This window comes from Enterococcus sp. FZMF (assembly GCF_030263915.1).
GTDB classification, from domain to species: domain Bacteria; phylum Bacillota; class Bacilli; order Lactobacillales; family Enterococcaceae; genus Enterococcus_D; species Enterococcus_D casseliflavus.
On the sequence record NZ_CP127160.1, the window covers coordinates 2,911,551 to 2,930,559 of the forward strand.

23 protein-coding genes and 1 other annotated feature are annotated in these 19,009 nt (G+C 40.5%); of the genes, 8 read left to right on the top strand and 15 right to left on the bottom strand.

All coding sequences use genetic code 11. The annotated features are described in order from the left end of the window. Positions 1-48: 48 nt before the first annotated feature. The 9 genes from QN079_RS14165 to QN079_RS14205 all read right to left on the bottom strand — a co-directional run bounded on the left by QN079_RS14165 (position 49) and on the right by QN079_RS14205 (position 4,915). Positions 49-189, bottom strand: a complete 141-nt coding sequence (locus QN079_RS14165; RefSeq protein ID WP_169793693.1) for a hypothetical protein — start codon at positions 187-189, stop codon at positions 49-51. Positions 190-393: 204 nt separating this feature from the next. Then, positions 394-684, bottom strand: coding sequence for a hypothetical protein (locus tag QN079_RS14170; RefSeq protein ID WP_289229993.1), 291 nt, complete (start codon positions 682-684; stop codon positions 394-396). Positions 685-694: 10 nt separating this feature from the next. Next, positions 695-967, bottom strand: a complete 273-nt coding sequence (locus QN079_RS14175; protein WP_289229994.1) for a hypothetical protein — start codon at positions 965-967, stop codon at positions 695-697. A 291-nt stretch (positions 968-1,258) separates the two neighbouring features. Further along, positions 1,259-2,662 carry a DNA primase family protein gene (locus QN079_RS14180; RefSeq protein ID WP_289229995.1) on the bottom strand — a complete coding sequence of 468 codons (1,404 nt, stop codon included), beginning with the start codon at positions 2,660-2,662 and terminating at the stop codon, positions 1,259-1,261. Further along, positions 2,659-3,564 carry a primase alpha helix C-terminal domain-containing protein gene (locus QN079_RS14185; RefSeq protein WP_289229996.1) on the bottom strand — a complete coding sequence of 302 codons (906 nt, stop codon included), beginning with the start codon at positions 3,562-3,564 and terminating at the stop codon, positions 2,659-2,661. Before QN079_RS14185 ends, QN079_RS14180 begins: the two co-directional genes overlap by 4 nt. Next, a complete protein-coding gene (locus QN079_RS14190; RefSeq protein ID WP_289229997.1) occupies positions 3,561-3,776 on the bottom strand; it encodes a hypothetical protein in 216 nt (71 codons plus the stop codon). Before QN079_RS14190 ends, QN079_RS14185 begins: the two co-directional genes overlap by 4 nt. A gap of 260 nt (positions 3,777-4,036) precedes the next feature. After that, complete coding sequence (locus QN079_RS14195) at positions 4,037-4,348, bottom strand: hypothetical protein (protein ID WP_289229998.1); 312 nt, start codon at positions 4,346-4,348, stop codon at positions 4,037-4,039. Between the two features lie 90 nt (positions 4,349-4,438). Beyond that, positions 4,439-4,732 carry a hypothetical protein gene (locus QN079_RS14200; protein ID WP_195452507.1) on the bottom strand — a complete coding sequence of 98 codons (294 nt, stop codon included), beginning with the start codon at positions 4,730-4,732 and terminating at the stop codon, positions 4,439-4,441. After that, complete coding sequence (locus QN079_RS14205) at positions 4,733-4,915, bottom strand: hypothetical protein (RefSeq protein WP_195452506.1); 183 nt, start codon at positions 4,913-4,915, stop codon at positions 4,733-4,735. 112 nt (positions 4,916-5,027) lie between these two features. Here QN079_RS14205 and QN079_RS14210 point away from each other — a divergent pair, with 112 nt between their 5' ends. Together QN079_RS14210 and QN079_RS14215 are read left to right on the top strand one after the other, a co-directional pair. Continuing rightward, positions 5,028-5,648 carry a helix-turn-helix domain-containing protein gene (locus QN079_RS14210; protein WP_289229999.1) on the top strand — a complete coding sequence of 207 codons (621 nt, stop codon included), beginning with the start codon at positions 5,028-5,030 and terminating at the stop codon, positions 5,646-5,648. A gap of 52 nt (positions 5,649-5,700) precedes the next feature. Then, complete coding sequence (locus tag QN079_RS14215) at positions 5,701-6,894, top strand: tyrosine-type recombinase/integrase (RefSeq protein WP_289230000.1); 1,194 nt, start codon at positions 5,701-5,703, stop codon at positions 6,892-6,894. Positions 6,895-6,931: 37 nt separating this feature from the next. On the opposite strand, the gene rplT is transcribed toward QN079_RS14215, so the two are convergent. The 4 genes from rplT to nox form a co-directional block, all read right to left on the bottom strand. Then, complete coding sequence (gene rplT / locus QN079_RS14220; protein ID WP_289230001.1) at positions 6,932-7,291, bottom strand: 50S ribosomal protein L20; 360 nt, start codon at positions 7,289-7,291, stop codon at positions 6,932-6,934. 63 nt (positions 7,292-7,354) lie between these two features. Beyond that, a complete protein-coding gene (gene rpmI, locus QN079_RS14225; RefSeq protein WP_003128650.1) occupies positions 7,355-7,555 on the bottom strand; it encodes a 50S ribosomal protein L35 in 201 nt (66 codons plus the stop codon). Positions 7,556-7,615: 60 nt separating this feature from the next. Continuing rightward, entirely contained in the window at positions 7,616-8,137 is a 522-nt protein-coding gene (gene infC, locus QN079_RS14230) for a translation initiation factor IF-3 (RefSeq protein WP_005228103.1), read from the bottom strand. Between the two features lie 47 nt (positions 8,138-8,184). After that, positions 8,185-8,308 (bottom strand) — a sequence feature (ribosomal protein L20 leader region). A gap of 99 nt (positions 8,309-8,407) precedes the next feature. Next, positions 8,408-9,742 carry a H2O-forming NADH oxidase gene (nox, locus tag QN079_RS14235; protein ID WP_005228102.1) on the bottom strand — a complete coding sequence of 445 codons (1,335 nt, stop codon included), beginning with the start codon at positions 9,740-9,742 and terminating at the stop codon, positions 8,408-8,410. Between the two features lie 333 nt (positions 9,743-10,075). Between nox and QN079_RS14240 the strand changes: the two genes are divergently transcribed. Beyond that, positions 10,076-10,711, top strand: coding sequence for a pentapeptide repeat-containing protein (locus tag QN079_RS14240; RefSeq protein ID WP_010749132.1), 636 nt, complete (start codon positions 10,076-10,078; stop codon positions 10,709-10,711). Here the strand turns inward: QN079_RS14240 and QN079_RS14245 are convergent. Then, positions 10,708-11,613: a magnesium transporter CorA family protein gene (locus QN079_RS14245; protein ID WP_060791518.1), complete on the bottom strand. Its 906-nt coding sequence runs from the start codon at positions 11,611-11,613 to the stop codon at positions 10,708-10,710. The genes QN079_RS14240 and QN079_RS14245 overlap by 4 nt on opposite strands. Before the next feature lie 89 nt (positions 11,614-11,702). Then, a complete protein-coding gene (locus QN079_RS14250; protein WP_010749130.1) occupies positions 11,703-12,347 on the bottom strand; it encodes a deoxynucleoside kinase in 645 nt (214 codons plus the stop codon). 305 nt (positions 12,348-12,652) lie between these two features. Here QN079_RS14250 and mvk point away from each other — a divergent pair, with 305 nt between their 5' ends. The 5 genes from mvk (at position 12,653) to QN079_RS14275 (ending at position 18,949) form a co-directional block, all read left to right on the top strand. Beyond that, a complete protein-coding gene (mvk, locus tag QN079_RS14255; protein WP_015510390.1) occupies positions 12,653-13,585 on the top strand; it encodes a mevalonate kinase in 933 nt (310 codons plus the stop codon). Beyond that, positions 13,578-14,576, top strand: coding sequence for a diphosphomevalonate decarboxylase (gene mvaD, locus QN079_RS14260; protein WP_060791519.1), 999 nt, complete (start codon positions 13,578-13,580; stop codon positions 14,574-14,576). The genes mvk and mvaD overlap by 8 nt, the downstream gene beginning before the upstream one ends. Positions 14,577-14,612: 36 nt before the next feature. Then, complete coding sequence (locus QN079_RS14265; RefSeq protein ID WP_010749128.1) at positions 14,613-15,695, top strand: phosphomevalonate kinase; 1,083 nt, start codon at positions 14,613-14,615, stop codon at positions 15,693-15,695. Further along, entirely contained in the window at positions 15,692-16,732 is a 1,041-nt protein-coding gene (gene fni / locus QN079_RS14270; protein ID WP_289230002.1) for a type 2 isopentenyl-diphosphate Delta-isomerase, read from the top strand. The genes QN079_RS14265 and fni overlap by 4 nt, the downstream gene beginning before the upstream one ends. A 294-nt stretch (positions 16,733-17,026) precedes the next feature. Further along, complete coding sequence (locus QN079_RS14275; RefSeq protein WP_144771100.1) at positions 17,027-18,949, top strand: heavy metal translocating P-type ATPase; 1,923 nt, start codon at positions 17,027-17,029, stop codon at positions 18,947-18,949. Positions 18,950-19,009 lie beyond the last annotated feature (60 nt).

The window sequence follows — 19,009 nt, forward strand, 5'->3', positions numbered from 1 at the left end:
GATAAAATCTTTATAAAACGTTGATATATCAGCTTTTAACACGCTTTTTCAATCTAATTTATTTGTTGTTTTCGTCTCATATCTGACTACTTGACCATCTTTTACGATTAGGATGATTTCCCCATATTTAGGTAACTCGACACCCACTGTTTTTGTTTGTTTATCAATATATACTTTATCCATACTCATTGTTCATTCTCCTTATTTTGCAATTTTTAGTGAATCTTGCCAGATTTTTAGATCCGCTTGTTCAATATTCTTTATTGTTTGCTCCATGCTCTTTTATTTGGTTCGATGATAAAATCGGTTTTCGACATAGATGCCGAAAGATACTTGCTAACACTTTTTCAAGTATCGTATCCTTTACCGTTCTTAACCGCCACAAGGTCCAAATCATCTAAGAACCTCGCTTGGAGATAACTTATTGGTTAAATATTTGTTAGTATCTTTCCACTTTAAGAACCATAAGAATGTTTGGTAATGAATAAACGTGGTTGAAGGCCCCGGGCGAAGTAAGCCTTCTGCGAATTCAGGAATTTCGTCCATCTCCTTGCAATATTGCAGCAAAGCCGATTTCGACATTCCATGAAATTTTTCTAGGATAAGCCCTTGCCGATACCAATCATCTGGATTTACTTCTTTTTCAGCAGATATGATCAATTCTTTTAAAGTTGGCTTTTTCATTTCATCCCTCCTATCTATTTTTTTCAAATGCTGGATAGTCATTTGGGTAGAGATTATGACTTTTAAAATCCAAATCGTTTCTTGTAGCTAACTTGATAATATAACCAGTTTTTTTAAACGGTGAGTGTGGGTTAATGCAATGCGCCACCCTCATTCCATCTTTCTTTCCGTGAAAATGCCATTTCGAACAATACGGACACCAAATTGCATATTGTGATCCTGTATCATAAGCAATTAAAATTGGGTATTTTCTTTCATTTTTATTGGTTTTCAGTATTTTCACTCCTATCTTCTTTGCTTGTGTATTCCTTAGATAAATACAGCCGAACCGTCCGAACCGTTAGTACAAGACCTTGATTTATCAGCATTTGCAATGCTGTTTATTATCGAACCATAAAGTACCTAAACCGAACCATGCCGAACCACAAAGTACTCTGTTCATTTTTTGAAAATTCTGGTTCGGGTTGGTTCGGTATTGTTTCTTAGTTGGTTCGACTCCACAACGCTGCTATACCAACGTTTGCAAAGTATGGTTTGGATGGTTCGATAATTTTCAATTCTTCCAGACACACTCTCAGTCTTCACTCGAAATATATTGTTTCAAAAACAAATGAATGTATCGTTTCATCCGCTGATTTTCTACTCTTGGATTCTTTTTATAAATCCCTATTTTTTCAAGTTGCTTAGTAAACTTCGGTTGAGATAGTTCTTTGAGGTTCTCCCTGAAACAAAAGTTTCTATATTCTTCGTAAATCATTTTAGAAGAATCTCCCTCACTTGATTCCATGTCAACCTCGCACACTTCTTCAATGAACCTCATAATATGATTCGATTCTTTCAACCATTTATCTTTTGCTTGATTCATCTTGTCTGATACAGTCAGTTCTTTGCGGTCTAGCGCCTCTTTAAACATACTTATGCAATAGGTGGCGAATAGTGGAATCTCTTTCTCGATGGCCTTTAAATCGTGCTTAGTTTTAAAGCTTTCGTCTATCACGCAATCAAAAGGAACTACATATAATCGCCTCTCAAAACCGTGTGTGAAGTCATTGAATGCTGGTAACTCATTGGCTGAAAATATCAACTTCGCAAAATTAACAAACATAAAGTGGTCTTTTCCTTTAAACTCAGCAGATAAACGATCCCCACCAGTGAGGGCTTTGAGTAGCCCTGTTGACTTGAGAAACTCGGAATCAACATCCGCAAATAGATTAGCTTCTTTCTGAAATAGGTTGGCACCAGCAAAACGATTCTGTTTATTCCCTAATTCTTGAAGCGTCATATTGCTGGTATTGTCCTTACCAATGACTTTTGTTAGAAAATCTAAGAAAGTGGATTTACCATTCTCGCCACTCCCTTGCAAAATCGTTATGGTTTGAAAAGGTGCATAACTTCGATAGAAACAGTATCCTATGATTTCCATTAAATGCTGTGCGCTTTTTTCATCACCGGTCAAATCTCGCAGCCATTCGATTGCCTTCTCTGGCTTCAAATTTGATTTCGGATCTACAACATAATCATGACTTTGAAGAATATAGTCTTTAGTATCGTGCGGTTTCAGTTTACCAGTTTTTATGTTGTAAGTTCCGTTTTTAAAATTGGCCAGATACGGCTTGCTATTGTTAAAGGGATTTTCTTTCATAGTCGGGTCAAAAATCTTAATCATGATGAACTTTTTTGTTTCGCCTAGTTTTTGCTGACTCCACTTATTGAAAGATTCCAATTTGTCAGTGATATAACCGTCTAAAAAATCGCTTAAACTATCAATTCGCCATGATCCTGTTTTTTTATCAAACCTCGCACCGTAGAGCAAACCATTTGTTCGGATCATTGGAATCTCGTTCATAATTTCATAACCTAACTTAGAAGCATTTACTTTAGTGTTTCCTTTTTCATCTGTGTAAATCCAAGAAGGCAGTTTCTTTTCTTCGCCAATCTTCTTTTTTTGTAATTCTTGTAATTCAATAATTTCACTCAATTGGCTCCCAACTCCTTCTTCGCTATCGAATAGAAAGTTTCCTCCACTTCTTTTTCTGACAACGGTTCTGTAAAATATTGATTGGCAACTTTAACTAATTCGAATACCGCCTTTACATCTACTGCTCTTGCCAACAACCCTCCTGTGATTTGTGCAATGCGATTATTGCGGTTTCCTTCTTCACAACCTGTCACAATACTTTCAAATAATTCAGTTGTAGTATTCCGATAACGAGAACCGCCTTTTTTGAATTGGCTTGTGTTTTTGTACAGTTTGCGTGTAGTTAAGCCTCCTGTGTCTTGCTTGTAATCTTTCAGCCAACGTTTTGCGGCATCTAAGCCATCAGATACGGGAAATAAGTTTTCTCCGTCATGGATAATAATTTGTTCTTCCTTAATATATTGTGTCAATACTGGAAACAATTGTATTTGCGACCAGGTAAGATTTGACTGATCCACGTTGTGGATAATGTCATCCAGTATTTTGTTTGAAAAGAAGTAAATCAGTATCTTATAGTCTTGTTCGTCCACTGGCTTATCCAATGGAATTACTAAACGATAGCGTACGCCTTTTAATCCGTGACTAACACTTGGATAAAGAACATAAGCAAATTTGCCTAGTTTTTGTTTGATGGCGTCTATCAAATCAATTTCAGATACAACCACATCATCTAAATCTAAAATTAAGCAGTCACGACTAATCAAATTCTCGTTCTTACGTATCAAGGCTTTCATTTCACCAGCTATGAAACCATTTATGACAATCGTTTTTAGCTTTTTCTGCTCTTCTGGATCATCAGAAACATTGACTTGTAGCGGTACATATTCTGAAAAGAATTGAATAATACTTTTCTCTATTGGTGGTTCCATAATGGATGGTCGCACTTTGCCTATATAAATCATTGTGCCACCTCTTCTAATTTACTCATTTCTTCGGCGTGTCTGTCTGACAAACACTGGATGCTTGCAATAATAGCTATTATTTTGTTTATATCTTCAGTTTTTGTAGAACCCCCTTGCAAAGATTCGTAAGACATTTTAAGTAATGCTGAAACAGCGCTATTTATATAATTTGAATCAGTAATTAACATATCTATATCAATATTTTTGTTCATTCTCTTCATTCCTCCATCAATATGTGTTAGAATTAGAGAAAAGAAATATAGGTATTTTACCTACGTGTAGCCTTTTGCTGATTCCGCCAAGAATCTTTACAGCAACGGCTTTTTCTTTTCTCCAATCATTCATTAAACCTCTCATTCTTTTAATGATAATTCTTCCATTAAATGGACAAATGCCAATTCGTTCATTAATTGAACAAATCTATTTGTGCATCTGATGCACTTATTTCAATCTTCATACCACCAAACAGATATCATTTTCTTTCCAAATCAATTCCTAACAATTCTGCCAGCGTTTCTACAATTGCATATACTTGATACTGAAGATTCCCGATCTCAAAATCATCGACGAACTTTGCTTCCGTCAATTCGTACAATTCTCTTAGAAGGCTTGTAGCGGTCGGTGCTTCAGGCATCAATTCTTGATATTCCATTTGTTCAAACAATGAATTGCAAACTTCTTCCAAGTTTTGTCCCTCCAAGTTTGCTAATTCTGCCGCTGCTTCCTTTGAAATGACTTCTCGTAAAGCTTTTTCGATTGCTTCTGTTTGTGTGATTTCACTCATATTGGTTTTCCTCCTAATTTTTAACTACTTCCGATATACATTTGACTAAGTAACGAACGACAATCACACGCCCCCAGCGCTGCGATTTTTTTATTTTTGGTATTCTTCCATAAAGCGATCACATTCATCTTGTGAAATTCTTACGACTGAATCAACGATAATCAACTTTAAACCGTTAGGAACATATTTCTGCATCATAGTATTGTATGAAACGTTCATATACTTAGCAGCTTGTGCCTTGTTCATATATTTTGGAAACTCATATTGTTTTCTGATAGCTTCAATGATCTGTTTCATTTTTTTTGCTGCTTCTTCAGAAATTTGTTCTCTGATAGGTTTAAAACTTTCACTTTCAAACGAAAGCTTATCAACGATTATTTCCATTTAGCTTACCTCCTTCTTCAAATCGTTAATAGCAGCTAAGATACGCTTTTTACGTTTTTCATTTAGTGGAGTTCTTAGCCATCTGCTTAACGTTGTATCTGCAATGCCAATCTTATTTGCAACTTCCCAATATTTCAAACGGCAGTCCACAATTTTAAATCTAATATCATCGTTCGCTTTCATATTATTTTCTCCTTTCACTTTTTCGGTTATATAACCTAGTTATAATTTAACAGTAATTATTATTCTTGTCAACAGTTATATAACCATGTTATATTCTTTATGAGGTGATAAAATGAGTGCTATAATAGGATCAATTTTAAGATTTACTAGGCTATCAAAAGAAATTGGTTTGACCCTAAGTGATTTAGCAAAAAAGACTGGATTATCCCAGCCCTATCTTTCTATGATTGAAAATGGTAAAAAAACACCAACTGTAGAAACTTTATTCAAAATAATAGAAGTGTTAGCTGAAAATGGAAAAAATAAACAAGATAATGATGATGATTTGGATAGTGCAGATAAATATTTTTCAACTATATATTTTTCAGAACAAATTGTTGAGTTTCTAATTGACGAATTGGAAAGCACAAAAAACGCTATCAATTTTTCGCTTTCTGATAGTGAAAAAAACATTCTTGATATATTAAAGCAGTATCAAAAAGAATTTGACGAAACCACTCCAATGTTACCTATCGAATTTATTACAAATTCTATTAATAACAATAATGAAGATAAACCTGCTAATCTAAATAATTTTATTAGAATCTTAGATTATGATTTAGATTTAAACTTTCTTTTAGATGGAAATAAACATAAACTTAATTTGCTACTAGATAATAAACAATTAACAAAAGAAGAAATTGAGTTTTTAAAAAATACTTTATATGGTATTAGATACGATCGTTCAAACTAAGAAAAAATAACCCTCCACACGCCCCCAGCGTTAGCAACTGGAGGAAAAAACAATGATTAAAAAATACACAAAGAAAAATGGTACTACCGCCTATATGTTTAAAAAATATCTAGGTATTGATCCTGTCACTGGAAAGCAGCGTGAAACCACAAGGCGTGGATTTTCTACTATGAAAGAAGCTAAACTTGCGCTTTCTCGCTTAGAATATGAAATTGCTACTACTGGATTGAGTACAGTAAAAAAAGAACGAACGTTCAAAGAAGTTTATGATGAGTGGTTAGAAAATATATATAAGAATAACGTGAAAGAAAGTACGTTATACACTACTCAAATCGTTTTTGAGAAGCATATATTATCTGTTCTGGGGGATTTAAAGCTAAAGAGTATAAACGTTGTCTACTGTCAAAAACAAGCTAATCAATGGTCAGAAACAAGCCCTAAACGGTATAACCGCTTGATTAGTTATACAAGTATGGTATTTCAATATGCCGTATCTATTGGAGAAATTCCAGACAATCCAATGAAAAAAATTGTACCGCCTAAACCAAAGAAAACATCTGAAGCTGAAGAACCTAATTTTTATGAACGTGATACACTTCTTCTATTTTTGCAACGTATGAAAGAATACCCACTAAAGCGGTATACGTTCTTTCATTTGCTTGCATTTACTGGATTAAGAAAATCAGAAGCTCTGGCGCTGCAATGGAAAGATATTGATTTCAAAGAAAATACACTGACTGTAAACAAAACTTTAGCTACTGGACTTCATGGAAAACTACTGATCCAAACGCCTAAAACTCAATCAAGTGTAGGTACACTCTCGCTTGATTCTGGGACTATTTCCGTATTAAAAGACTGGAAAAAGCAGCAGCGCAATGAGTTAGAACAATTAGGGTTTTTACCTAACTTGGATCAGTTGATTTTCTCTGGTGTGGATAACGGACTTTTAACGCCTAATGTACCTCAAACATGGTTAGCTACATTTTACAATAAGCATAAAACAATGAAGCGTATTACTGTTCATGGATTCAGAAAAACTCACGGCTCTTTATTGTTTGATTCAAACGCTAATATGAAACAAGTCCAAGACCGTTTACGTCATAGCAGCATGAGAACGACAAATTCTATTTATGTAAAATCAACCGAACAATCTAAAGTAGAAGCTGCAACTAACTTTGCTGATTATATGAAAAACGGTAAACAATCTGGGTCAATTTCTGGGTCAAAAAAAATCCCTACTAATTAAAGTAGGGATAAACGTTGATATAACAATGTTTTATTGATTATTTGCTTAAAGCGTCTTTTGCTTGGTCAGCTAATGCAGTAAATGCTGCTGCATCGTTTACAGCCAAGTCAGCTAACATTTTGCGGTTGATGTCGATTTCAGCTAATTTCAAGCCGTGCATCAATTTTGAGTAGCTTAAGCCATTCATACGAGCCGCTGCGTTGATACGCGCGATCCACAATTTGCGGAAGTCGCGTTTCTTTTGACGACGATCGCGGTATGCGTAGTTGTATGAATTCATTACTTGTTCTTTTGCTGTTTTAAATAGAGTGTGTTTAGAACCGTAGTAACCTTTTGCTAATTTAAGCACTTTTTTACGACGTTTACGAGTTACTGTTCCACCTTTAACACGTGCCATGTATAATTCCTCCTAATATGAAAATCGATAATTGTTTGTATACGTGAAGCTTGGGTTACGCAATTATTTCATGCGTGCTAGTTGTTGACGGATACGTTTGTAATCGCCAGCTGAAACCATTGAAGCTTTACGCAATTGACGACGTTGTTTTTTTGTTTTGCCGTGGAAACGGTGACTGGTAAAGGCACGGAAGCGTTTCAATCCGCCGCCGCCAGTGCGTTTTACGCGTTTTGCTAATCCGCGGTGTGTTTTTTGTTTTGGCATAACTAATTTCCTCCTCAAAATCTTTCGTTATCTGACTTTAAACTGAAACTCAGTGAGTCATTATTTATCGTTTTTTGGTGCTAATACTAAGAACATACTGCGGCCATCCATTTTTGGCTTTTGCTCAACAGTTGCCAAATCAGCAGTTTCTTCCGCCAAACGATCTAACACTTTCTGACCAATTTCTTTATGGGTAATGGCACGGCCTTTGAAACGGATCGAAGCTTTCACTTTGTCCCCTTTTTCAAGGAATTTACGTGCATTACGCAATTTTGTGTTGAAATCATTGACGTCGATCGTTGGACTTAAACGAACCTCTTTAATGTTGATTACTTTTTGTTTCTTACGAGCTTCACGGTCTTTTTTCTGTTGCTCAAAGCGGAATTTCCCGTAATCCATAATTCTTGCTACTGGCGGCTTAGCATTTGGTGCCACCAATACCACATCAAGGTTTGCTCGTTCTGCAATTTGCAATGCTTCAGCTTTACTCTTTACACCAAGTTGTTCGCCGTTTTGATCAATCAAACGCAATTCACGTGCACGAATGCCGTCGTTTACCATCATATCCTTTGCTATGGTCATTCACCTCCGAGTTTTTTGAGAGAAAGAAAAGCTTGTCGATTCGAAATCAGACAATAAAAAAACGAGTTCTTCACGAACCCGCACGTACTCCACACAAATAAATGGTAGGAATCCTATTCTGCCCAGCGATATCTTCACTCAGGCGAGAAGCGGGTGCTTCTGCTTTTATTTCTCAACTTTTATAGTATACTGCTTTTTTCTCTTATTGTCAACGGTTTTCATGATTGTTTCAAAAAAAAGCCGGAGCATACGCTCCGACTTTCGTGTTTCTTATTCTGCTTTCAATGCAGCCATCGTGATGTAGTTGTATGGTTGGTTGAAGTGAGGCAAGAAGAAGATATCTAATAGCTTCATCTTGTCGATCGTTACGCCTTCTTCGATCGCTAGTGAGAACATGTGGATGCCCATTGCGATTTCAGATGTACGTGACGCCATTTGTGCACCAACGATGCGGCGTGTTTCTTCTTCATAGACGATGCGGATCTTAACTGTCGCATTTTCTTTCATGAAGCCTGGTTTTTGAGTATCTTCGTAATCAGAGTATTTCACTTTCATGCCATTACGTTCGGCAGCTTCGACTGACAAGCCAGTTGAAACCATGTTGTAGCCGAAGATCGAAATCCCGTTTGATCCTTGAACACCTGTTGATTCTAGAGACGTTCCGCCAATATTATGGGCAGCGACGATCCCTGAACGTACGGCATTCGTTGCTAATGCGATATACGTTGTTTGTTGCAAAGCATTTGAGTACACCGTTGCACAGTCACCGACTGCGTAAACATCTGCATCGCTTGTCCGTTGATGGCGGTCCACTAAGTACGCGCCGTTAGCAAACAATTCCAAATGATCTTTGCCTAGCTCGTTGTTTGGTAAGAAACCGATCGCGTTGATCACTAGATCAACTGGGTATTCGCCGTTGTCTGTTACAACTGCTTCTACTTTCTCTGTTCCTTTGTATTCACGTGCTAATTCACCGAAATGCAATTCAATGCCATTGTCAGCTAAGTTTTTGTCCATATCTTCTGTAAACCATTTGTCATAGTAGTTTGGCAATGCCCGTGTCGCTGCATCAAAAAGCAACACATTTTTGCCACGGCGTTTTGCTGCTTCAGCAATTTCAACACCGATGTAACCAGCACCGATAACGGCAACGTTTTTCACGTCTTCTGATGCTAACTCTTTATCAACCGTTTGTCCGTCTTGGAATTTTTTCAAGAAATGGATGTTTTTCAAGTCACGTCCAGGTACTTTTGGTGAAATCGGTACAGAACCAGTTGCGATGACAACTTTATCATAAGATTCAACGATCGTTTCACCGTCATTGGTTACAGCGTGCACTTCTTTTTTCTCAAAATCGATATGGTCAACCACTGTTTCCATATGGATTTTTGCACCTTTTGCTTCAAAATCTTCACGTTTTGTATAGAACAAGCCTTCGTATGAATCGATTTGACGTCCAACCCATAAAGCAGTCCCACAACCTAGGTAGCTTAAGTTTGTATTACGGTCGATCATTACGACCTCTTGGTCTTTGTAGTTATCTAATAGTGTATTGGCAGCAGCAATCCCCGCGTGGTTTGCACCGATAATAACTGTTTTTGTCATGGAAAATTTCCTCCTTTTGTTTACATTGTCATTATAGCTTGCTTGTGAATTTGAAAACTATCAACTTTTTCGCGATTTTAAAAATTTATGACAGTTTTCCGTTGATATACGTCACTTTCAGCGGGTCAAGTTTCTATATCAAAATTATTTTCGTCTTGCAAGCAAAAAGATTGTGAAAAATTATGTATTTAAACCTAAGGATTTTCCTTGTTATAAAAGCATTCTGCAAACCGATTGAATAAATTTCACAATATTCTACTGCTTTTTCGTACCTATTGCGGCAGCGATTCGCCGTGTTATACTGAAGAGAAAAACAGATAGGATGGGATCTTGATGAAGAAAAAAATCGTATTGCCACTACCGCCCTTATTGTCGGCATTAGAGCCACAGGATTTTTATTTAGAAGAAGAACTGCTTTTCGAAGGTGCTTTCTTCGAAGGCGGTGACTATAGCTATGATGCTTGTAAAAATCTCATCTTAAAGCAATGTCATTTCAAGAAAGTGACGATGCAAAAAACACGCTTGAGTCAATGGGAATGCCAAAACGTTCTTTTTGAGAATTGCGATTTTTCTAATCTGGAATGTTTTGGCGCCAGCTTTCATCGGGTTCACTTTAAACAGTGCAAATTGACTGGCACCAATTTTGCGGAAAGCTATTTCCGTGACTGCACCTTTGAAGATTGCGTGGCGAACTTTGCTTCTTTTAGCAACACCAATTTACGGACGATGCTGTTTCGTCAGTGCCAACTAAACGACAGTGAGTTTTATGAAATGGATTGGAAACACTTGACGCTACAAGAAAACCAGTTGAACAATAGCAACTGGTTTCACACAAAATTAGCAACTTTAGATTTTCGGACCAATCAATTTCAAAAGATCGCGTTGTCCTTTGAACAATTGCGGGGGCTAACGGTCGATCAAGAACAAGCCTTGGTCATCGCCGCCGGTCTAGGTTTGGTGATCGATTAACGAATTCTGCGCCATAAAGCAATCAACATCCAGATGGATAACACTAAACTGATCAATAAGGCAATTCCCCAACCGAAAATACTATTGGTAAAAGGCAGTGGAACATTCATGCCAAAGAAACTGGTGACGATGGAAGGCACAGTCAATAAGAGAGACCAAACGGTCAAAAACTTCATGGTATCATTCAAGTTATTGTTTAACAGATTATTATAGGTTCCAGATAGTTGCTCTAAAATTTGAAAAGCCAGCAACGTCATTTCCACTGCCTGTTTGGCTTCGATCAGGGCATCATCCAGCTGTTCCCGCTCGTCATCATCCATCAAGCGATAAATGGATAACGCTTTGATCTGCTCCAAGAGGACCGCATTTTGTTTCGTGGCAGACACTAAAAAGACTAAACCGACTTCCAAATCGGACATTTGCAGCAGGTTTTTATTGGTGGTTTTTTCCCGTAGTCGCTGATTCAAGCGAATCCGTTCACTATTGACTTCTTCGACTAGTGGAAAAAACGTGCCTGAAATCAAGAATAAGCTTTGAAACAAAAAGTGCAGCGGTGTTTGCTGCGGCTTTTGCAGGATCAAGCGCTCCATCATCGGAATCACATAACGGGTATCATGGGAGGCAAAAGTAAAGATCTGCTTCTTTTTTAAAATAAACGTCATTGGGCTGGTCTCAAAATGATTGTCTCGCTTTTCTTGCTGAGGTACATTGAAAACCAGCAGCAATGCTTCCTCTTCGGCATCATATTCGACCCGGGCGCGTTCGTTTTTATCTAAAGAGTACGTAAGCATCTCGTCAGACAAATGATATTGTTTTTGCAGTGCCATCACGCTTTTTGCGTCTTGTTGGTCGACTTGAATCCATTCATAGTTTCCGTCATAAAAGACATGTTTGTTTTCCACAGTCCATCCTCCACTCTTGCTTTCTTCTATTATAAAAGAAAACAGCCAGAAGCCCAATCAAAGGACTTTCCTGGCTGTATCGGCTATTGCTATTTGCGGGCGTCTTTCAAAGCATCTTCCACCATTGTTAAAACGGCCTGTGCCGCTTGCGGGTCTTCGACAAAATTGAATTGATCGCCATCGATCTGGATCTTTGGACTCTCATTGTATTCTTCGTACCATTGATCGTAGCGTTTGTTCAACTCTTTGTAGTAGTCGTATAACGAAGGATCAAAGGTCAACTGCTCATATTCCCGCCCACGTTTTTCAATACGCTCCAGCATCGTTTCAAAAGAAACGCGAATATGCACCAAAAGATCTGGATGCTTTTTGTGGGCTGCATACGGCAGCTCTTCCAACATATTGGCTAACAATTCATCATAGACTTTGACTTCGGTATCGGTTGCTCGCCCAAGGTCCGCATTTAAATGGAACAACAGTGAATCCTCATAAATGGAACGGTCCAAGACGTTATTGTCGTCTTTCATAGCTTGCTTGATACTTTCAAATCGTTTATTTAAGAAATAGATTTGCAGTAAAAACGCATATTTATTTGGATCTGCATAAAATAATGGTAACACTTCATTGTCATCGATCGATTCATAAAAGGCTTGACTGCCAAAATGATTGGCGATCAATGCGGTCAAACTTGATTTACCGGCACCAATCGTTCCTGCTAATACGATCACGCTCATATCCCCCAACTCACTCATCACTAAATATTGTATGTTGCATTTGCGATATCAACTATACAATACTATATCTTGTGCCGTCAACTGAAACTTTTAAAGCACAGATCAAGAAGTTTTTCAATAAAAGTTTAAAGATTTTTGCTTTTTTTTGAAATCTCATACGGAATGCTTAACGAAAGAGCCTTCTTCTAGTAAAATAGGAAAGGATCTTTAATTAAATTGTGTTTTTGTCAGGAGATAGTTACAATTGACTGACAAACGATAAATGAATCATGTGGGGTAAGCTCCCTAGAGAAATGAGGAAAATAATGTCAATTGGTACTGGCATAGCTACAGGAAAAATCATCTTAATGGGTGAACATTCAGTTGTTTACGGTGAACCAGCAATTGCTTTCCCTTTTGCGGGAGCAAAAGTACAAGTCGAGATCACAGCAAATGAAACAAACACCTTGATTTCAAGTTACTATCACGGTCTGCTTGAAGAAGTCCCCAGCCACTTAAAAAATGTCAAAGACTTGCTGCATCGTCTGCAACAAGATTTCCACACGGGTCCTTTTGCAACCTCCATCGTCAGTACCATCCCTTCTGAACGGGGAATGGGTTCTAGCGCGGCGGTCGCTGTTGCACTGACTCGCGCTTTTTTTGATTGGATCAAAAAAGACTTTACAAAAGAAGAATTGATGACCTATGTCAACTTTTCTGAAAAAATCGCTCACGGCAATCCTAGCGGGATCGATGCTGCGGCAGCCAGTGGGACGGATGCCATTTACTTCATCAAAGGGCATCCCATCACTTCGTTTCCCCTCACGATCGACGGTTATTTGCTCGTCGCTGATACTGGCATCAAAGGGCAAACGAGAGAAGCTGTCAAAAGTGTCGCCCATCTTTTTGAAACCAGCAAGCAGCTGGCTAGTCAAGCGATCCAGCGTTTAGGGATCGAAACCAAAAGAGCCAAAGAGGCAATTATTGCCAATCAATTAGAAATATTAGGCGAAAGCATGAACAATGCCCATCAGGCACTGCAGCAGTTAGGGGTCAGCAATCAGCAACTGGATCAGTTGGTTTCCTCAGCATTGGCACACGGGGCTTATGGGGCGAAGCTGACCGGCGGGGGCCGAGGCGGCTGTATGATCGCACTAACCAAAACGAAGGAACAGGCTGAGAATATCAGCCGTATTTTATTGTCCGATGGCGCTCGTGCGGCATGGATACAAGGATTAGGAGTTTATGAACATGTATAAGGGAAAGGCTCGTGCCTACACGAATATCGCATTGATCAAGTATTGGGGAAAACAAGACGAAACCTTCATTTTACCGATGAACAATAGTTTGTCCCTGACCCTCGATGCTTTTTACACAGAAACAACGGTGGCTTTTTCACCCGATTTTACACAGGATCGCTTTACGCTGGATGGCGTGGTGCAAACAGACGCTGCCACAAAAAAAGTTGCGGACTTTTTGGATCTGGTACGAAAAAAAGCGGACTGCCCGTGGTATGCCACGGTGGAAAGTCAAAACTTCGTCCCAACCGCTGCTGGACTTGCCTCTTCTGCCAGCGGATTAGCGGCATTGGCGGGTGCCTGTAGTGAAGCACTGGACTTAAACTTGTCGGAGCAAGAGCTATCCCGTTTGGCCCGTCGCGGTTCTGGTTCGGCTTGTCGGAGTATCTACGGTGGCTTTGCTGAATGGCATCAAGGCACCGATGAGACTTCTTTTGCCACCCAAGTGCCGTCGAATGGCTGGGAAGAAGAATTGAGTATGATCTTTATCTTGATCAACGCACAAGCCAAAGAAGTCTCCAGTCGTGAGGGGATGCGCCGAACCGTTGAAACCTCGAGCTTTTATCCAGGCTGGCTTTCTGCCACTGCGAGCGATCTCGTGAAAATGAAACAAGCGATTGCCGAAAAAGACTTTACTGCTTTAGGTGAAACGACCGAGGCCAACGCCTTGAAAATGCATGGAACGACCTTAGCCGCCGAACCACCTTTTACTTATTGGTCTTCTGAATCTTTACGAGCTATGGAATGTGTCCGAATGCTGCGAAAAAAAGGATTGGCTTGCTATTTCACGATGGATGCTGGTCCCAATGTCAAAGTTTTATGCCAAAAACAAGAAGAACAAACGATTTTACGTGAATTAAGTGCTCACTTTGCCTCAGAACAATTAGTAACTGCTCATGCGGGCAAAGGATTAGCCTTTTTACCGGTGGAAGAATCTTCCCCTATCAACTAAGAAGCCATTAAGAAGCCATCGATTAGGAGTGTCGAAATGATTGAACTATCCGTTCCTGGAAAACTATTTATTGCTGGTGAATACGCCGTTGTCGAACCTGGTCATCCTGCAATCATCGTTGCCGTTGACCAATTTATCACGGTCACTGTTGAAGAGGCCCGTAAAAACGGCAGCATCCAGTCTGCCCAATACAGCGACCTGCCGATTCGCTGGACGCGTCGCAAAGGCGAATTAGTCTTAGACCACCGGGATAACCCGTTCCACTATATTTTGGCAGCCATTCGTCTGACGGAAAAATATGCCCAAGAAAAAGGCATCCCCCTTTCCTTTTACGATTTAAAAGTGACCAGTGAACTGGATAACTCGAATGGTCGCAAATACGGCCTCGGTTCCAGCGGTGCCGTGACTGTTGCCACGGTCAAAGCATTGAATCTGTACTATCAAATGGAAATGGATCGGTTGACCCAATTCAAAATTGCGGCTCTTGCCCATCTCGCTGTTCAAGGCAATGGGTCGTGCGGTGATATTGCGGCCTCTTGCTATGGCGGCTGGATCGCTTTTTCAACCTTCGATCACGACTGGGTCTTAACCAAACAAAAAGACCATACCTTAACAGAATTGATCGCTTTCGATTGGCCAGGATTATCGATCCGTCCCTTGACGGTTCCGAAATCTCTTCGACTGCTGATTGGCTGGACAGGCTCTCCTGCCTCCACCTCTGATTTAGTGGATCAAGTCTATCAATCCAAAGAAGAAAAAGAAAACGCCTATGCGGCCTTTTTAGCAGCCAGCAAAGACTGCGTCAATCGATTGATCGACGGCTTCTTAAATGAAGACAGTCGCACGATCAAAAAAATGATCACGGAAAATCGAAAGCTCCTGCGGGAGTTGTCCGCACTGACTGGTGTGCCGATTGAAACTCCAGCACTTAAAAAACTTTGTGATCTAGCAGAAAATTATTGTGGTGCAGCCAAATCTTCCGGTGCCGGCGGCGGCGATTGCGGTATCGTGATCGTTGACCAAAAAACCGGTATTTTACCATTGATGAGTGCGTGGGAAAAAGCCGAGATCACCCCCTTGCCGCTGCATGTTTACCATTACCGGGAGGACCTATCATGAATCGAAAAGATGAACATGTTTCCTTAGCAAAAGCGTTCCATAAAGAACACAGCAACGATTTTGATGCAGTTCGCTTGGTTCACCAGTCGTTTCCACAAATTGACGTGGCTGATGTGTCAATTGCGACGACTGTCTTTGACCGCTCATTTTCCAGCCCTTTTTTCATCAATGCCATGACAGGCGGCAGTGAAAAAACCTTAAAAATCAATCAAGAGTTAGCAGAGATCGCACAAGCCTGTGAGTTGATGATGGCAACCGGCTCCGTTTCGGCTGCCTTAAAAGACCCAAGTGTCGCCGATTCTTTCCGTATCGTCCGTAAAGCCAATCCTGACGGCTTCTTATTAGCCAATATTGGCGCGGGCAGTCCCGTTGAAAATGCACAGCGGGCAGTGGAGCTCTTTGGTGCCGATGCCTTGCAGATCCATCTGAATGCACCGCAAGAATTAGTGATGCCAGAAGGCGATCGTCAATTCAGCCAATGGCTGTCCTTATTGGAAAAAACGATGGCTTCTGTTGCCGTTCCGGTTGTCGTAAAAGAGGTCGGCTTTGGGATGTCCCGTGAAACGATCCAGCAGTTACTGGCGATCGGCGTACAAACGATTGATGTTGCTGGCAGCGGCGGCACAAGTTTTACGCAAATCGAAAATGCTCGTCGAAAAAAACGTGAATTGGCGTATTTAGACACCTTTGGTCAATCCACCGTGATTTCCTTGCTGGAAGCAAATGAGATCCAACAGCCCTTTACCCGCATCGCTTCAGGCGGAGTTCGGGATGCTTACGATATCTTCAAAGCACTTTGCCTTGGTGCCGATAGCGTAGGACTATCCGCCACGATCCTCGTGCTGCTTTTGTCAAAAGGCAAAGAAGAAACCATCGCCACCTTACAATCATGGAAGGAACAGCTGCAGCTGCTCTACACAATGGCAGGACAGACAAGCACCAAAGACCTTACCAAGGTCCAGCTGATTTTTTCTGGTGCTGTCAAAGAGTGGTGTGAAGCACGTCAGATTCCCTTAGCAAAGTATAGTTTGCGTTAAGCGATCCAATCGCTGGCTACCACATCGAATAAGCAAAAGCAGTACAATTCGTTTTTTATTGTACTGCTTTTTTTTGTGTTCTTTTTTCTATAATAGTAATTTTCCATTTATCATTTGGATAGTAACGTTATTTAATCGCTACTTGATAATCACTTTCATTATCAGGTACGTTGTTTTTTTACCATCTTGTTTTCGAATGTGCTATGCTCAAGTTGAGGGAGGAACAATCGATTATTTCCTGAGAAAAGGATCGGTTTTTCATTCCTAGACTACATTCAAAAGGAGGCGTTTCTTATGAGTAAATCAGAATCGTCGGCTGTTTTTTCAACGATCGCTTGTTTGCTATTGATGGCAACTGGCTTTCTTATGGCATCTTTTTCCATTCCTTATAGCTTTGTCCCTTATCTGTTAGCGATTCTTGCTGGTGGTTGGAAACAAACCTGGGAAGGCACGCAAGAATTGGTGCACGACAAACGGTTGAACGTCGATCTATTGATGGCATTAGCCGCCATTGGTGCCTGTATCATTGGTCATTGGTTTGAAGGGGCGATGTTGACCTTTATCTTTTGTTTGAGCGGTGCCCTTGAGGAATATACGACCAACAAAAGTACGCGAGAAATCAGTTCATTAATGGCACTCCAACCAACGACTGCCTTAAAAATGATTGAAAGTGGCGAGCTCGTCGAAGTACCAGTAGAAGCCCTTCAGTTAAAAGATACGATTATGGTGGCAAAAGGCAGTGCGATCCCGATCGATGGTATCGTGATCCAAGGAAACAGCAGCGTTGATGAGGCGGCCATCAGTGGCGAATCCATTCCTGTCGAGAAACGTTTAGGCAGTGAAGTCTTTAGCGGAACCATCAACCTCGGGCAGCCATTGTACATTGAAGTTACTCAAACGAGTGAAAACACTCGCTTTGCAAAAATCATTCAATTGGTGGAAGAAGCACAGCAAATGCCAAGTCAAACGGCGACCCTGATTGAAAAAATCGAACGGATCTATGTGCCGATCGTCTTGATCGCCGTCCCGCTAATGATCGTTTTGTGTACGTTTTTCACGAATTGGGGGTTCCAAGAAAGCTTTTATCGCGGCATGGTCTTACTGGTGGTGGCATCTCCTTGTGCCTTAGTCGCCTCTGCTACTCCTGCGACCTTAGCAGCCATTTCTCACGCTGCTCGTTTGGGCGTTTTATGCAAAGGCGGACAAGCCTTGGATGCCTTTGCCAATGTCAAAGCGATCGCTTTTGACAAAACCGGAACGCTGACTCGTGGCAAACCTGCTGTCACTGATGTCCATCTGTTGCTGGATGAACCCTTTATTCCCCAACTGATCGTCGGGATGGAAAAACAATCAAATCACCCATTGGCTGAAGCGATCTTGGCGTATTTTCACGATGAAAAGCCATTGGAATTAGCCGTGGAAGAACAAGCGGGGGTCGGTCTAGCCGCCACTTACCAAGCTGCCCATTGGACGATTGGAAAAGAAGTCGATCTAACCTCTGTTGCTGCCAGTGAGCAAACTCGCATCCACGAATTGAAAGCAGCTGGAAAAACCTTGATTTATATCAATCGTGACCGTGTGTTAGCAGGGTATTTAGCGCTATTGGATCAGCCCCGTCCTGAAGCTCGCGAGAGTCTTGCCTACTTCAATGAGCAGGGGATTCAAACGACGATGCTGACGGGTGATCATTTAGGTACTGCTAAAGTGATCGCAGCAGAAATCGGCTTGTCTGACTACGAAAGTGATTGCCTGCCTGATGAGAAAACCACTCGGATCAAAGAAATGAAAGAAACCTACAAAATCAATGCGATGGTCGGTGATGGGATCAATGATGCCCCCGCCTTAGCGACCGCAAGTGTGGGGATCGCGATGGGCGAAGGAACCGACGTCGCAATGGATGTGGCGGACATCGTCTTGATGAAAAATGATTTGCTGCGCTTGGTCGACAGTCACCGTTTGGCTAAAAAATTACAGCGGATCATCAAACAAAACATCGTCTTTTCTATCAGTGTCATCTTGTTGCTGATTGCTTCAAACTTCCTTGAATTTCTCACGCTGCCTCTAGGGGTCGTGGGTCATGAAGGAAGCACGATCTTAGTTATCTTAAACGGGTTGCGTATGCTTTTGCCATTACACAAAGAAACACCCCATCAAGCCAAACCAACTCGCAAAGATTGTGATGATTGCGTCTTGTATCAACAGTCTTTGCATACGTGATCACTACTTGCATTAGAAAAACGCCCGTTGTTGGCACTTCATGAAGCGACCCCCAAAAGT

Bases quoted from the DNA above. Each gene is read 5' to 3' on its own strand.
- QN079_RS14165 (WP_169793693.1), bottom strand. From the start codon at position 189: ATGAGTATGGATAAAGTATATATTGATAAACAAACAAAAACAGTGGGT.
- QN079_RS14170 (WP_289229993.1), bottom strand. From the start codon at position 684: ATGAAAAAGCCAACTTTAAAAGAATTGATCATATCTGCTGAAAAAGAA.
- QN079_RS14185 (WP_289229996.1), bottom strand. From the start codon at position 3,564: ATGATTTATATAGGCAAAGTGCGACCATCCATTATGGAACCACCAATA.
- QN079_RS14190 (WP_289229997.1), bottom strand. From the start codon at position 3,776: ATGAACAAAAATATTGATATAGATATGTTAATTACTGATTCAAATTAT.
- QN079_RS14195 (WP_289229998.1), bottom strand. From the start codon at position 4,348: ATGAGTGAAATCACACAAACAGAAGCAATCGAAAAAGCTTTACGAGAA.
- QN079_RS14200 (WP_195452507.1), bottom strand. From the start codon at position 4,732: ATGGAAATAATCGTTGATAAGCTTTCGTTTGAAAGTGAAAGTTTTAAA.
- QN079_RS14205 (WP_195452506.1), bottom strand. From the start codon at position 4,915: ATGAAAGCGAACGATGATATTAGATTTAAAATTGTGGACTGCCGTTTG.
- QN079_RS14210 (WP_289229999.1), top strand. From the start codon at position 5,028: ATGAGTGCTATAATAGGATCAATTTTAAGATTTACTAGGCTATCAAAA.
- QN079_RS14215 (WP_289230000.1), top strand. From the start codon at position 5,701: ATGATTAAAAAATACACAAAGAAAAATGGTACTACCGCCTATATGTTT.
- rplT (WP_289230001.1), bottom strand. From the start codon at position 7,291: ATGGCACGTGTTAAAGGTGGAACAGTAACTCGTAAACGTCGTAAAAAA.
- rpmI (WP_003128650.1), bottom strand. From the start codon at position 7,555: ATGCCAAAACAAAAAACACACCGCGGATTAGCAAAACGCGTAAAACGC.
- infC (WP_005228103.1), bottom strand. From the start codon at position 8,137: ATGACCATAGCAAAGGATATGATGGTAAACGACGGCATTCGTGCACGT.
- nox (WP_005228102.1), bottom strand. From the start codon at position 9,742: ATGACAAAAACAGTTATTATCGGTGCAAACCACGCGGGGATTGCTGCT.
- QN079_RS14240 (WP_010749132.1), top strand. From the start codon at position 10,076: ATGAAGAAAAAAATCGTATTGCCACTACCGCCCTTATTGTCGGCATTA.
- QN079_RS14250 (WP_010749130.1), bottom strand. From the start codon at position 12,347: ATGAGCGTGATCGTATTAGCAGGAACGATTGGTGCCGGTAAATCAAGT.
- mvk (WP_015510390.1), top strand. From the start codon at position 12,653: ATGTCAATTGGTACTGGCATAGCTACAGGAAAAATCATCTTAATGGGT.
- mvaD (WP_060791519.1), top strand. From the start codon at position 13,578: ATGTATAAGGGAAAGGCTCGTGCCTACACGAATATCGCATTGATCAAG.
- QN079_RS14265 (WP_010749128.1), top strand. From the start codon at position 14,613: ATGATTGAACTATCCGTTCCTGGAAAACTATTTATTGCTGGTGAATAC.
- fni (WP_289230002.1), top strand. From the start codon at position 15,692: ATGAATCGAAAAGATGAACATGTTTCCTTAGCAAAAGCGTTCCATAAA.
- QN079_RS14275 (WP_144771100.1), top strand. From the start codon at position 17,027: ATGAGTAAATCAGAATCGTCGGCTGTTTTTTCAACGATCGCTTGTTTG.